This window comes from Enterococcus sp. JNUCC 77 (assembly GCF_054819945.1).
The window spans coordinates 1-13,372 of the sequence record NZ_JBTHIG010000005.1 but is presented as its reverse complement, the minus strand read 5'-3'; the positions used below and the strand labels follow the sequence as shown (position 1 = coordinate 13,372).

21 protein-coding genes are annotated in these 13,372 nt (G+C 33.6%); 12 read left to right on the top strand and 9 right to left on the bottom strand.

The genetic code is table 11. The features are described from left to right. From ACVWNY_RS19055 to ACVWNY_RS19000, 12 genes are all read left to right on the top strand, one after another. Positions 1-474, top strand: coding sequence for a lipoprotein (locus ACVWNY_RS19055; RefSeq protein WP_461211773.1), 474 nt, complete (start codon positions 1-3; stop codon positions 472-474). A gap of 97 nt (positions 475-571) precedes the next feature. After that, a complete protein-coding gene (locus tag ACVWNY_RS19050) occupies positions 572-982 on the top strand; it encodes a hypothetical protein (protein WP_454072592.1) in 411 nt (136 codons plus the stop codon). A 92-nt stretch (positions 983-1,074) separates the two neighbouring features. Beyond that, a complete protein-coding gene (locus ACVWNY_RS19045; protein ID WP_454072591.1) occupies positions 1,075-1,212 on the top strand; it encodes a hypothetical protein in 138 nt (45 codons plus the stop codon). A 23-nt stretch (positions 1,213-1,235) separates the two neighbouring features. Beyond that, on the top strand, positions 1,236-1,700 hold the full coding sequence (locus ACVWNY_RS19040; RefSeq protein ID WP_454072590.1) for a hypothetical protein: 465 nt from the start codon (positions 1,236-1,238) through the stop codon (positions 1,698-1,700). Positions 1,701-1,702: 2 nt separating this feature from the next. Continuing rightward, entirely contained in the window at positions 1,703-2,125 is a 423-nt protein-coding gene (locus ACVWNY_RS19035; RefSeq protein WP_454072589.1) for a hypothetical protein, read from the top strand. 378 nt (positions 2,126-2,503) lie between these two features. Beyond that, positions 2,504-3,682, top strand: a complete 1,179-nt coding sequence (locus tag ACVWNY_RS19030; protein ID WP_454072588.1) for a tyrosine-type recombinase/integrase — start codon at positions 2,504-2,506, stop codon at positions 3,680-3,682. Positions 3,683-3,922: 240 nt separating this feature from the next. Then, the gene (locus tag ACVWNY_RS19025; RefSeq protein ID WP_454072587.1) at positions 3,923-4,255 is read left to right on the top strand and encodes a DUF5960 family protein; all 333 of its coding nucleotides are present in this window, start codon (positions 3,923-3,925) and stop codon (positions 4,253-4,255) included. Continuing rightward, positions 4,242-4,499 (top strand): hypothetical protein, encoded by a 258-nt coding sequence (locus tag ACVWNY_RS19020; protein ID WP_461211775.1) that lies wholly within the window; start codon positions 4,242-4,244, stop codon positions 4,497-4,499. Before ACVWNY_RS19025 ends, ACVWNY_RS19020 begins: the two co-directional genes overlap by 14 nt. Next, positions 4,429-4,686: a hypothetical protein gene (locus tag ACVWNY_RS19015; RefSeq protein ID WP_454072586.1), complete on the top strand. Its 258-nt coding sequence runs from the start codon at positions 4,429-4,431 to the stop codon at positions 4,684-4,686. Before ACVWNY_RS19020 ends, ACVWNY_RS19015 begins: the two co-directional genes overlap by 71 nt. 94 nt (positions 4,687-4,780) lie before the next feature. Then, positions 4,781-4,912, top strand: coding sequence for a hypothetical protein (locus tag ACVWNY_RS19010; RefSeq protein ID WP_454072131.1), 132 nt, complete (start codon positions 4,781-4,783; stop codon positions 4,910-4,912). A gap of 159 nt (positions 4,913-5,071) precedes the next feature. Further along, a complete protein-coding gene (locus ACVWNY_RS19005) occupies positions 5,072-5,287 on the top strand; it encodes a hypothetical protein (protein WP_454072585.1) in 216 nt (71 codons plus the stop codon). A 399-nt stretch (positions 5,288-5,686) separates the two neighbouring features. Then, the gene (locus tag ACVWNY_RS19000; protein ID WP_454072584.1) at positions 5,687-5,890 is read left to right on the top strand and encodes a hypothetical protein; all 204 of its coding nucleotides are present in this window, start codon (positions 5,687-5,689) and stop codon (positions 5,888-5,890) included. 15 nt (positions 5,891-5,905) lie between these two features. Here the strand turns inward: ACVWNY_RS19000 and ACVWNY_RS18995 are convergent, their stop codons facing one another. From ACVWNY_RS18995 to ACVWNY_RS18955, 9 genes are read right to left on the bottom strand one after another with little or no spacing between them, the layout of a single operon-like run. After that, entirely contained in the window at positions 5,906-6,799 is an 894-nt protein-coding gene (locus tag ACVWNY_RS18995; protein WP_454072583.1) for a hypothetical protein, read from the bottom strand. Between the two features lie 13 nt (positions 6,800-6,812). Then, a complete protein-coding gene (locus ACVWNY_RS18990; RefSeq protein ID WP_454072582.1) occupies positions 6,813-7,526 on the bottom strand; it encodes a peptidoglycan amidohydrolase family protein in 714 nt (237 codons plus the stop codon). Beyond that, positions 7,495-7,644 (bottom strand): hypothetical protein, encoded by a 150-nt coding sequence (locus ACVWNY_RS18985; protein ID WP_454072581.1) that lies wholly within the window; start codon positions 7,642-7,644, stop codon positions 7,495-7,497. The genes ACVWNY_RS18990 and ACVWNY_RS18985 overlap by 32 nt, the downstream gene beginning before the upstream one ends. After that, complete coding sequence (locus tag ACVWNY_RS18980) at positions 7,645-8,151, bottom strand: phage holin family protein (protein WP_454072580.1); 507 nt, start codon at positions 8,149-8,151, stop codon at positions 7,645-7,647. Between the two features lie 44 nt (positions 8,152-8,195). After that, positions 8,196-9,476 (bottom strand): hypothetical protein, encoded by a 1,281-nt coding sequence (locus ACVWNY_RS18975; protein ID WP_454072579.1) that lies wholly within the window; start codon positions 9,474-9,476, stop codon positions 8,196-8,198. Then, positions 9,466-9,975 (bottom strand): hypothetical protein, encoded by a 510-nt coding sequence (locus tag ACVWNY_RS18970; RefSeq protein ID WP_454072578.1) that lies wholly within the window; start codon positions 9,973-9,975, stop codon positions 9,466-9,468. Before ACVWNY_RS18970 ends, ACVWNY_RS18975 begins: the two co-directional genes overlap by 11 nt. Then, positions 9,968-10,162, bottom strand: coding sequence for a hypothetical protein (locus tag ACVWNY_RS18965; protein ID WP_454072577.1), 195 nt, complete (start codon positions 10,160-10,162; stop codon positions 9,968-9,970). Before ACVWNY_RS18965 ends, ACVWNY_RS18970 begins: the two co-directional genes overlap by 8 nt. Then, positions 10,162-10,725: a hypothetical protein gene (locus tag ACVWNY_RS18960; RefSeq protein WP_454072576.1), complete on the bottom strand. Its 564-nt coding sequence runs from the start codon at positions 10,723-10,725 to the stop codon at positions 10,162-10,164. The genes ACVWNY_RS18965 and ACVWNY_RS18960 overlap by 1 nt, the downstream gene beginning before the upstream one ends. Further along, entirely contained in the window at positions 10,718-13,360 is a 2,643-nt protein-coding gene (locus ACVWNY_RS18955) for a phage tail tip lysozyme (RefSeq protein WP_461211772.1), read from the bottom strand. Before ACVWNY_RS18955 ends, ACVWNY_RS18960 begins: the two co-directional genes overlap by 8 nt. Positions 13,361-13,372 lie beyond the last annotated feature (12 nt).

The following is a 13,372-nucleotide window of genomic DNA, read 5'->3' as shown; positions in this document are numbered from 1 at the left end:
ATGAAAAAGATTATACGCTTGTCAATGGTTGTTTTAGGTATTATAACTTTTTCAGGATGTAGTCAGAAAGATACTGCGAATGATACCTCATCTAATAGTAATTCAGATAAACAGGTATCAAAAAAAAGCGATCAAAATACAACTGACTCAGCGGTTTCCATAGATATTATTTCTAATGGAAACTACTTAGTTGGTAAAGATATTAAGCCGGGCTCATACTATGCAGTTCTTGCAGATATTGAGTACGGACCTGACGATGCAGAAGAAGAAGGATACGTGTATGTTCAAGCTAATACTGAAATTGATGGAAAAGCTGACTATACTGCAGAAATGTTATATGAAGTTGGAGATAGATATCGTTTCATTTTAAAAGATGGTGATCAAGTAAGCTTTGAGGATAACTATTCTCCCGCTTCTTGGAAGGTAAAGCTGTTAAACGAATCCGACTTTAGAACTTATATGAAAAAGCAATAAGTGGTTTTCATTTGATATAGAAGATTTATATGGAGGTGTTTCATAGCTTATGAAAAAGATCCTGGGTTTGTTTTTTACTATAACTTGCGTTTTATTATTGTCTGGATGTAATTCTGAGAACAACCAAGATAATAGTAGCAATGGTAATACAGTTAATACAAGTGAAATTAAAAACGATAGTGCAAAGTCTGTCGATATAACTGCTAAAGGTGATTATTTAGTTGGTACAGATATTCAACCAGGCTCTTATTATGCCGTTCTAACTGATTTAAAATATGGACCGAGCGATAGTGATGAAGAAGGCGATGTTACTGTGCTTGTAATTACAGATATTGATGGTGAATCTGATAAGACAGCTAAAACCTTGAAAGAGATTGGCAGTAATCGTCATTTTATCTTAAAAGATGGTGACACTGTATCATTCTATGATAGTTCTTCGCCAAAATCATGGGAAGTGAAGCTTCTAAACGAATCCGACTATAGAGCTTATATGAATGAAAATAAATAAAGTTTAATATCGACATTTTTATGTCAAATGGAAGAAGGTGAAAATTATGGCTACCTGGATCATTGCTGCGGTCATAGCAGTAGCTGTCATATTTGCAATTCGTAACAGAAGAAATTCTGATTGCGGCTGTGGTGGCGGTAAAAATTGCGAAACAAAACACAACAAATAGAAATTTAGCTTTTCCTACCCCACCTGGCGTCGCCGGTTCGATTCCGGCTTGGGGAATATAAATAATTGAAAGGAGTTTTTCTATGTGAAACACATTCATTGGTTGAGAACTGCAGCATTTTCTCTTTTTGTTTTTTCTCTATATACATGTTTCATATTATATATAGAGAATTATGAACTTAAATATCTCATCATAACTTTGATCACCTTTTCTCTTGGTTTAATTCTTATTTTTATCTTTTTCTGTTTATGGGTATATTTTTCATTTAAAGTCAAAAACTCAAAAATTAGAGAACTATCCGAAAAAAATAAACTGGCTAAAGCCAATATTAATGGTCTTAATGAATCATTAAATGAATACAGAAAAGAAAATAGAAGTTTGCTTGAAGAAAATGAAAGAATTAGTCAAAATTTGGACAAGTTAAATTTTGTTTTAAAGACAATTTGGATGTATTCAGATGACCTGACAATTGACCAGACAATTAAAAAGGCTGAAAGAGTATATGAGTTTGAAGGCAAAATCACTAATGATACCAAGGAGGAACACTAAAAATGACATTGAATAATACAGAGAATGTTTTCAAAATAGCTAAAATAGTAAATGACTATACTTTTATTATAACCGGTGGTAAAGAAGAAGGCGTACAAGTCAACGAGAAGTTCGAAATTCTTCAAGATGGAGAATTTGAAGTGCTTGATCCTGACACACAAGCTCCAATAGGAAGTTATACACTTAAAAAAGGATTTATTTACGCTCATACAATTTACGATCACTTTTCAATATGTCGTACAAAAACCTATGATGAAAAAAGAGAAACAGGACTAATGGCTACAATAAGTGGCTCTGGATCAAAAATTATTTCAGTTCATGAAAAACTTGATGTAACAAGTGAAGATATCACAGGAGGATTAACACCTGATCCCGTTAAAGTTGGTGATATTGTTAAGAAAGTCACTCCTTCGAAGAGTAAATAGAATATCTAATTTTTGCAACAGTTCCTCTTTAGTATTTGGGAAGTTTTGTAGCGAATCCACATAAGCTTCCCTTTTTGAAAGTTCGCTGTTAAAAAAAAGTGATAAACATGCATCAAGTGCCATAAGCTCATCATGCGAAAGAGTATTGACAAAAAATTCTGTTTTTTTATCCATAAAACCACCTCTAATTGGATTATTTTGACCCCATCCAATTATATCACAAATATAGCCTTCGGGCTTTTCTTTTATCAACAAAAAAGAACATACGTTTGATTTATACACAGTAAATCAGACTTATCAACAGTAAATTGTGCATAAGTAAAGTTAATTACACAAATTATCTGATTTTTAAGAAAATAATCAGAAAGGAATATTTTTATGGCAGACCCTATTAAACTTCCTAATGGAAAATGGCGAACTAGAACTCGCTATAAAGACCCTATAACAAATAATTGGAGAGAAAAAACTTTTACTGCTCCGACTAAAAAAGCCGTAAAAGAAAAAGAATATGACTTTTTAGCTAAAGTTAGTGAAGGCGAAGTTGTTAAAGAAATAAAGTTGCTAGATTTTTATGATACTTGGAGTGAAACTTTTAAAAAAGGAAAAGTAACTGAAGGAAGAATGCAGAAAATTAGAGTAACTAGGAAAAACCTTGCTGACTTTTTTGGAGATAATCAAACTTTACGAGGTGTTTCAAAGTTGAAATATCAACAATGGATAAATTGGTTAGCAACCCCAGGCAATGTAAATGAACGAGGTTTAGCTTTAGAAACTGTAACTAATAGACACAATATTGTTAAGTCGATGTTTATTGAAGCATTAGATATGCGATATGTTCATTCTAATCCCACAAAGAACATCCGTCTTGATGGGCAAAAGCCACTTCATAAATCTAAAAAAACAGTCAGTACTGATGAAACAAAAAAATTATTATCCCACTTGTTGCAGAAAGAAGATTCAGCAAGTAAATATTTTGTATTAACTCAAATTTATACAGGCTGTAGATATCAAGAAATAGCTGCACTAAAGTGGAAAGATATTAACTATGAAGATGAAACAATAATGATAAATAAAGCTTTTAAATATGATGCTAGTATTAAACGATTTGGATCGACAAAGTCAGAAGCTGGTAATCGTAACGTAGATGTTCCCACATTCTTATTAGACGAACTAAAAAAATACAAAATTAAACAAAATGAGGCAATGCTTTCAGGAAGATTAATTAACCCAAGACATCTCATATTCTGTAATGATAAAGATACTTGGCCAATTTCAAATTCCGCTGTCAATAAATATTTGAAAGACTTATGTTTATCTGTTGGTATTCCACAACTATCAACCCATTCTTTCCGTCATGGTCGGATTGATTCGTTAATTTTAGCAGAAACAGATTTGGTATACATACTCTCTCAAATCGGTCATAAAGAAATTACCCAGTCTATCGAATACGCATCGGCAACACTAGAAAATAGAATTAAAAACCGAAAGAAAACAAATGAATACCTGAAAGATTTAATACCTGAATCCCACAAAAATACCACGAAAGATATTCTATAGCTACTATTTTTTTATGTATTAAGTGAACCTAACACGTCATGAATGATATGTTTTTTAACTATAAAAAATTCTTTAGAGCCGTCAGGTGGCTCTAATCAAACAGCTATAAACCTTTTTACATATGGGTTTATAGCTGTTTTTGTTTTCTTTTACCACGAAATTGCCACAAACTTTTCAAAATCAGAGTAAAACAATAGACTAATAGAACGTATGTTCGTATAATGTGCTTGAGGTGGTTTTATGGTTTATCCATTTGAAAATGACAACATCCACGTTAAAGCTTTTTTTCCGTATGCTGATGATTCTACAAACAATTTGAAAGCTGATTTGAAAAAATTCTTAAAAAAAAGAATTCCTTTTTATTTATTGGGAGATGAATTGCTGCTATGGATGTTTCATCAAAAAGAAAACTATTTTTTAGTACCTGCTAGAAGTAATAACAGGGGAATCGATTTGTATTTCCATTTTGATTTAGTAATTGAGAATCCGAGAGATTACAATTCCCCAACCGGCACAACAAATTTTAAATATTACTACACAAAATGGAGCTATGATGCTGATGAATTTAATTAAAAAATATGAGTTGAAATACATCGATTTAGAAGAATTAAAGAAACGGATTGATGGTGTAGTTAATGAATCTCTTGAAGATGAACTTGGGTATGATGCTTTAGAATTCTATGTACGTTTGGCATATGGAAAAATCGATGGAGATTTTTATATTCAGAAATATGGAGGCGATATTAATGGAAACATTGAGAGGAAAAGTGTCAAAAATCAAAATACTGAAGACGACCCCTTTTCTGGTGTTTTGTAAAATCGATGATACTAATTGTTTGATCGCAAAACATGCCCTTAATTTTTTAGCGGATGTTGATAACGAAATGGAGGTTGCAGTTGTAGGACATTATAATAGAAGAAAACAATTCGTAATCAGCAAATATGCTGTCATGGGAAAAACTAAAATTATGATGGAGATAGAAATGCTAAATAGTGTAAGATAAAGTCCGATTTTTCGGGCTTTTTTTGTGTATAATCTATTGACATTTATAGCGCAATGCGCTATAATAAAGATAGTTAAGGAGGAGGTGGTAAAATGTGAAGAAGAAAAAGCAAAAAAAGAAGCCTGATAAACTAGAGTATCAAACGGCTAAACTACTTTTAGTAATTGCGGTACTACAAGTAGTAGAAAAGCTGATTGACCTAGTTATCAAGCTACTAAGCAAATAGGGAAAAGGGCGCAAGCCCTCCCTTCCCTTTTATTATATCAAAAATAGGAGGAATTTAAAATGGATAATAAAACTAACCGGTTATTAAAGATTACTATTGTTCTAATGATTGTCTCTATTCTATTAAGTTTAATCAATTTATTTATCTGAGGTGTTTTATATGACAAATTATAAAGGTTCTAGTCAAGAAAGAGCTGACAAGAAATATAGAGAAAAAGTCAGCGCTGATGAAGATTTGCGAAAAAGAAGAAGTAAAATGAGTGCATTTAGGACTGCTAAAAGCTACATAAGAAACCATGCTACGCTGGAAGAATTAGAAGAATTAAAAAACTTAATCAAAGATTGTGAATCAAACTTAAAGGAAAAAAAAGATTAGAAAAAGCCCGATTTTATGGGCTTTTTTTGCTGAAAAGGCTTGACATATTATAGTGCGTGTACTATAATATAAGTATAGTTAAGGAGGAGGTGAACAGATGCTAAACGATATAGAAAAAGCCGTCGATATTGTTTTCAAATTCTTTAGTAGTGTGTGGCTACTAAAGAAAATCATAGAAAACAAAAAATCAGACGACTAACACTGAGGGGATTAAGTTCCCCTCTCTATATCATTATTTTAGCATGAACATTATGAAAAGAAAATATTTTTATATCCCAATGCTTATTCTTATGCTGATTTCTCTAATTCTAACGATTCTGGATATGCAACCACGTTGGTTAAATACCATTACAATTCTGGGTATGATGTTTCTTATTTTTACGGAAGGAAGAAATAAACATGACTAAATTAAGCACCGCTCAACAAAACGCACAAAAAAAGTATTACGAAAAGAACAAAAAACGACGATCATATTTATCCTCACGCTCTTCAGCACGTTCTTTCATTAGAAATAAAGCAACTATAGAAGACTTAGAAGAACTTGAAAACCTCATTTTTGAGCGTAAGCAATGCCTTTTAAATGAATCAGAGCCACTTGATTAGTGGCTCTTAAAACATTTAGTTAACAACAATAGGTTCAAATGCCCATGTCATTGCTGTCTGATACGGTACATTTGCTTCAAAAACAACATCCTGTTCTTTAGCGATAATGTATACATTACCATTAAAGTTCCTACCACCACCGCGACCAGGAGTACCAATATAACAAGGTGCTGTCCATGTATAAGGAACTTCGTTTTCAGATTTTATATCATAATTATGCCAAACGATTTGTGTGAAATTTTCAACGATGTTATCTAAACACGGTAACTTTGTATCATTAACAGTTTTTCCAACAAATTGTATGGGAATTTGGGTTCCTGCAGGAATAACAAGCTTAGTCGGGGATTTGATTTGTATACGCAATTGATAAGTTGTTAATGCTCTTGTCTTTGCTTTTCCATCTATCATGTATGACCCTGAGAAAGATGTTCCTTCAAAAATACCACTTCCTGTTTCCTGACATGACACTAGTTGAAACTGATTTGCTTCTAGCTCATGAACTTTCGACCATAGACCACAAATCGCACATACTAGCCCTTTAGTTAAATTGAAATAATGATTTATTAATTCAAAAAGCCAACATCTAAATTCTTTCAAATTACAAAAGTCTAGGTCTTTTAGTTTGTTCCATAGATCTCCGTTATAATATTGATTTAAAGCATGCAAGTCAGTACAATCATTATTTGCTTGTTCAACATCTTCGTCATCTTCATTCTTTACGGTTCTAGGATGTATACCTTTGTCTTTTTGTAAATTTCCACATAATTCGTCACTAATTCCATTCATACAAAAGTTATCGTCACCATTTTGAATGGTTTCTAAAGGTGTTTTAATATCAATATCCGCAACAGTATTACAACTGTTGCAACTACTTGAAAATCCACTAGAGTTTCCACAATTACAACTCATATTTCATCATCCTTTACCAAGTTTTTTTAACTTCACGAACTGGATACATTGAAGTCCAGATTTTAAATTGTGTTTTATTAAATTTCTTAACTGAAACAAGCTTCTTACCAGTAGCAGCTTCGTAGTTCCCCACAACCATATCTAATTGTGCTGAATCACTAAACATGATAGTGTCTTGTCCATCAAAGAAGAAAGTTGCCCCTTCTCCCTCTGCTGTAAATAAAAAATTCATATTGCTCATAATTTCCAACTCCTTAATTTCATTTTTTTCTTGTTCATCTTTTGAAACAGTATTTCCTTTTTTTAATCTGTAGGCATAAAAATACGGCGAACCCGCCATGGCCCACCGTTGATCATGATTTGAAATAATTGTCGTCATCTTCCAGCCTGTACACTCAATCCAATTTTGATTATCTAACGCAACACCCGTGTGCCCATTTGCTCCAGCTGAATAGCCACGCTTTCCCCAAATGATTACGTCATAGGCTTGCATATTAAAATCAGTATTCTCAGCGATTAATTCAAAACCATTTTGTAATAAGTAAGCATGTAAAGTCTCTGTTGATGGAATGTAACCAAAATTTGAGCCGCCAGCTTCACGTAAAATGCGATATACAGAGCCACTACAATCGCAAGTGCCATCTGTATAATATCTTGAACCGTACATCGAATAGGTGCAGTTATTTACGAACTGCTTAACTACGTTTATTCCCTTCTGCATATCCATTATTTTTTGCCTCCTCTTCTAAAAAATCTTCCTCTTTATCAATGATAGGCTGATCCTGTAAACCAACATTTTTTTCAGTTGATGGTTTATATAATTCTTTGAGAATTTCCATATTCATTTATTTATCCTCCTTATTGTTTGGGAAATACTTTTCTTTCTTTGCTTCAATTTCATCTTGCAACCATCTTAATAGCCAAACCGGAAAATACTTTTCCCATCCTAAAACTGCAATATTAGCCATCAGACTATAAAAATTGTGATAAATAAAAGCAATTGTAAATAGGCAAAAGATCACTGCGCCAGTTCCTAAAAGATAATCAAATCCATATGCAGCTACACAAATAGTGATAATAATAAAGTCTCTGATTAACGAATCATTCATTATCGAACTTTGCTTTAATTTGGCAGTAGAAATTTTTGCTAACCGTCTCCCTACTACCCATTCCATCACAAATACTAATAGTAGAATGCCAACAAGCACACCATGCTCAACTGTAATTTCTTTACTAGTTACCCACTTCGGAATAGTTAAGGACAAACCACCACCTACAATCCCTGCTAACCAACTACCATCTGCTGTCATTTTTGATAGTTGATTTCTTAACAAATCTAAAATTTCTTCCATGAATCCTCCTCTTTTCCAAAAAAATAGCTCACCTTTAAAGTGACTTATACAAAATAAGTGTAATTTGTTTGTACAGAAAGTGCTTGCGGCGTTGGATTTTGACATGAAATAGTAATTCCGCCATTAGATTTAATGTAGGCTTGTGCGTTCATTGTGTCATTGTGTAAAGTTACAAGCTTGTCTTCAGCTGGTCTATATTCTTCATTAATTGTTCCAGCTGGGAATACATCATCATTTCCATTAAAATTACCTTTAATTGTTAAATCTAAATTAAAGACAACCAAATTTAGTTGTTTTGATGTTTCAAAATAAGCCATATTACCATTTGAAGATGTGACAAAACTTGATTCTTGTTTCGTTACGTCTGTGTCTAAAGGACTATACAACCAAGTTGAAACCATTGTGGTATAAACATTAACGTTGTTTTGCAAAAGTTCCACTTTATAAAGGCTAGTGTTTTTACCCATAGCATAATTAGCCGTTCTATTTGGCATTGCACGAGTAGTTATTTTATTAGTTTCCATTTCCGTAATACGTGTTTGAAATTCTCCACCATTTGGGATACGATCAAGTACCATCTGAATAATTCCGTTTTGGTCAACATATACATTAAAGCTGTTTTTTGCTGATAAAACACCATTAACATCAGCGATAAGACCGCCACCAACTTTGACCCCACCTATAACATCTGCTGTTGCAATAGGTAAGGATACATTTGATTTATTCGATTTAACCACGTTTTCATAAAATGATACTTTATCTCTCCAAACACGAATACCGTATAGTGCAGTTTTGTCTTGCAGTTCATAATAAAATTCCTTGTTATCTAAATCGTATGAAGTTGTTACATCGGTCGCTTTATTGGTTAAATCCAATTTATACAATCCGGAAGTCGGAGATGTCGAAAATAAAATGACCAATACATCATTCTCATTAACAAAAGAGCTAATCGCGGGGCGAGCGCTTAAAACACCATCTTCAGAAACGACCAAGTTTTGACCGACCTTAACCGCTCCTAAATCTGTATCTGTCGCTATTGGTAAAACAACATCAAGCTTGCCTTTTTTATCAATCACCAGATTGTTACCTACTAGTATTCCGCCTAAAGTTTTTGTTGTTGCAACTGGCAAAGTATAAGAACTAGCTTCGTTAATAGGGATTAATTTTTCTAGTTCATGGTCTAAAACATAAACAATACCCTTTGGATCAATATAGGCATTATTAGGAGTTGGATGTTCTATTTTCTCAATATCACTTGTTGGTACCAACCAATTACTATACGGTGAATCATCTGGATTACATATTGCTCTCACATCAAATAACATTTTTATTTCCTCCGATAATTTTATTTTTTTCAAATAAGCATGCAATACAACTCTCAACTTCCAATCCAAGATAATTAGATATTGCATAAGCAGCGTTATTAGCGGTTCGATTATAAATTTCATTTATTTTTTCTTGTAAAGCTTCATTTGAGATTGCATCTTTGGCATCTCTCATTTCCGCCATGCTCAATAATTGATGTTTAAATAAACAAGAGAATTTATCGTCTTGTTTTGACTTGGCTACTTCTGAAGCAATTGACAAAGCTACATACGATTTGTCATATCGGACAGCTCTTATATCATTTTTATATTGGTTCATGTCCATAATTTTTAAAGCAATCTCATCTTGTTCTTGATCATCTTCGGAGTTCTCTTTGTCTCGGAATAAAGACTGAATATATCTGTCAATATGAGCCTCAGATTCGGCATCATTCATAATTGACCAAATTAAATCTTCTAAAGCTCCTGTTTGTGCTAAATAATTAATTGGTTTATTCATTTTCAGCCCTTCCTTTTTCAATTAGTTTTTTTCGATTAATTGCATCTAGTCTTTCTTTTTTACGAACGGCATTTAATTTCCGCTCTTTGTGGATAGCCTTGCTATTTCTTTTCATCAAGGCGATAACACTTTGGGCATCCGTTGGATTTCTTTCCAAATGTTTTTCAAGTTTCTCATTTGATTTCATTACATTGGACCACCTCGATTAATATGATTGAATTTCACTTGATAGCTGATATCACATTCACACAACGTATTATTGTTTTGAGAGATTTCTATTTCCTTTCTCCCTTTTGATAGGATTACTGCTTGTTGCCATGGATACAAATAATCAACAATATTAAATATGTCGAAATACTTACCATCTTCTAACGGAAAATAGCCGAAACCATCTACAAATGATCCGTATTCCAACTTAATCGCATCGGTAATATCAATTTGATTAATAGCAATTTTTATTGAGGAAGGATCCATAGAATGTTCAATAATAGAAACATTTCCTTGATTATCGACATAAGTAGATACAAACGGTCGAACATGCAAGCTAAAGGCATAACGCATTAAATAATTAATATCTTTGGATATAAAAAAACCTGTATACAAACGCGTGGGACTTCTCAACATTGTTAAAAAGTCTGCTTTCGCGTCTGATACAGTATTTCTTCTTTGCTGCTGTCTTTGCAGCTCGTTTTTTATCATGGTATCCTGTCTGGCCACAATTTTATCCAGTGCCTTGTTTACATCAGACATTTCTATACACCTCTTTTGAAAGCTTTAAAACATTTGTTTCAGCAAGGTTTTCTTCATCAAAAGTTGTTTCTATCTCGTTGATATAGAACAACTCAGACGATTCATAAACCTTTCTGCAATAGCGACTGCAATTTTCAAATAAGACAACTGAATTATCGTAATCGAAATAAATTTTGTCCATTACATTAATATCTGGTGGCAACCATCCGACAGGAACCTCAATGATTTCTTTTCTGCGACCTTCTGTTTTCAATAATTTCACTCCAGCATCTAAACAAATTTTTGATTGTTTAGCCCGATCCTCATCGCTTACAGATTCCCCATCTAGCTCAAAAGGTGCTAGATCATTAAAACTCTTAGTTTGCTCAATAATCTTACCTTGTTCTAAATTCACACCAAACTCATCAATAATCGTGTACTCTACTGAATTATTAGAGGCGATTTTAGTAATATCTGTATAATAATCTTTTTGCTCATTATTTACAGTGTAGGGAAGGATAACAATAGGAAATCCATCAATAGCGATTTTTTCACCATTCTCTTGATCTAAATAAGCTTCTCTTAATGTTAGACTAGCTTGTGAACTATCTGATTTCTCGCCGTAAACAGTCAAAGCATTGAAAACATCATCAAACTCTTTTGATATATTTACATCCCCAATAATATTAATGTGTCGCTTGGTTTGGCCTGATTTAGATAAAATGTAGTTTTTTTCTTCTCCAAAAGCGCCAATTTCTAGATATCTATCATATTTAAAACCTACACGCCAATAAATATCCGGGGAAAGTTCGCAAGCTTTATCTAATGCTTCTAAGTGATCTTGTTTGCTAAATACATAATTTATCTCAGCCTTTTGTGCTACCTCATCGCAGTTTATATACCAAAAAGTTGAGTATAAAAATGGAGACTGAGAAAAAACTTCTGGAAACGAATAATTTTTAATACCATAGTTTTCAGGAATCTGTCTAAATTTCCACTCGGATATCTTATGATCAATATCAATCTGTCCTGTCTCAGTATCAATTTTTTTAATAATTCCATCAAACATCTTATCAAATACGATAATTTTGATGTCCATATTACCATCAACTTTGCACAGTTCATATGTTGGAATAGTAATTGAGCAACTTGGTATTTCCATAGGTTTGTTTGTCCATGAAAAACCTCCGATAATATCATTAATGAAAGACTGCTTTCCATTTCTATCAGTTAAAATGATTTTAAAAGATTTATTATGACTATAGTCTCTACCAACATTTTTTCTTGAGGAACTATGAGGAAAGAAAATAGCGCTCAAGTTCAATGTCTTAGTCATCCCACTTGGCAAAATGCGCATAAAATTAACGTAAAATGGATTCGTGTGTTCAAACTCAACACATAGGTCAATACCGCTCCATTCCACGCCAGCAACAGATTGATTTTTTTCTTTTATATCTGGTCTTTCCATCAGTTCAACATCGACAGTCTTTAATAATTCATCTGTAATTGCATCAAATATTTGCATAACTTCTCTTGATCCATCATTACTTGAATATGTTTGAATGTTTTCGGATAAAGTTTGTATTTTTGTTGTCGATGTTGAGTAATCTAAAGCATTAATATCAACAGCTTGTATAAAAGGAGTCCATCGATTGACAATGTATTTAGGTCTTTCCCAACAGACAAGAAATGCTTCTGTCATATGTTCGGCGGTTGCTTCGCTCTTCCAAAATTGATCCCAAGTAATATAACCAGACTTATTCATCCACTGACCTGGTACAGACATTGCAAAGTTAATCTGATACTTGGCATCTTCATAGGTATCCGTCATATGGTTAGGCACGTCGCCCCAATTAGAAGCATAAGACCATTGCAAATAACCTTTTCCCATGCCGTTTGGTTCAGCTGCGGATGGTCTTAAAGAACTTTCAGCAAAGGCATTAGCAGCTAAAGCAAGCGCCGTATCTTTTGGTATTCCTAAATCTAAACACACATAAATGAATAATTGTGCTCGTGATTGTACATCATTCCAGTTAGTTTGATAACTCTCGCCGGAATTTCCTCCTCCTCCGGTTACGACATCAGAGCCATTAACGGGATTGTTTAAGCTTGTGAAATGCCAACCAGAAACACAAAGTCGATTTCCAATATAACTATATGACTCAATTTCTCCACCATTATCCATGTTAGCAGCAGTATTTGTTTCAGATGCCGCATCACCAGGAACTCCTTGCTCACCGCCAGCTTGATTAGGACTTCTGAAATAAGCTCTAGGAGGATAGCCTGAGCCAGCATAAACAGCTCCATAACTATCAATAGAAACACCGTTCGATCCGTAATTACAATGGATTACAGCATCCCCATCTAAAAATATTCCAGTATGACCAGCAGCTCCACCCGATGCACCTCTTTGGCCATGAATAAAAATGTCGCCAAATTGATGTGGTTCACCAACTTCTTCAAATCCCAAAGTTGGAAGAATACTAAACATTCCATCAGTGTTAGTTAAAGGTGCATTAGCTCCCGCAGCATTAAGAGACGCCATAACAGCTCCACTACAATCTGCTGTGCCATCAGCACCGCTTCGACTTCCTCCCATTGAATAAGTGACTCCCTTGGACATGAGACTTCGCATATAAGCAACGGCTGTAGACATGTTAACGCTCAT